1 protein-coding gene is annotated in these 380 nt (G+C 63.7%); it reads left to right on the top strand.

Annotation, left to right across the window (positions count from 1 at the left end):
* Positions 1 to 380: type I CRISPR-associated protein Cas7 (locus tag E4T88_RS17585; protein WP_185146763.1), on the top strand; the 380-nt coding region annotated here is incomplete at both ends.

The following is a 380-nucleotide window of genomic DNA, read 5'->3' as shown; positions in this document are numbered from 1 at the left end:
GGAAAAAGCCGTGCTGAACCAGCAGCACCAGAAGGCCTGGGAAGCGCTCGGCATTCCGCCCGACGCCAAGGAGCAATTCAAGAAGCTCCCCAAGGACGAAGCCAAGGCCCGCGAGATCACGGCCTGGATGTGCGCCAACTTCTTCGACGTGCGCACTTTCGGCGCCGTGATGACGACGGGCGTGAACGCCGGCCAGGTGCGCGGCCCCGTGCAGATGGCCTTCGCCACCTCGATCGACCCGGTGGTGCCGCTGGAGATCTCCATCACCCGCATGGCCGTCACCACCGAGAAAGAAGCCGAGGCCCAGAGCGGAGACAACCGCACCATGGGCCGCAAGCACATCATCCCTTACGGCCTCTACCTGGCTCTTATACACATCT

The sequence above is a fragment of the Dysgonomonas mossii genome (assembly GCF_004569505.1).
Lineage (GTDB): Bacteria > Bacteroidota > Bacteroidia > Bacteroidales > Dysgonomonadaceae > Dysgonomonas.
Note: the sequence above shows the minus strand (reverse complement) of the source record. Positions and strands in the feature narration are given on the sequence as shown.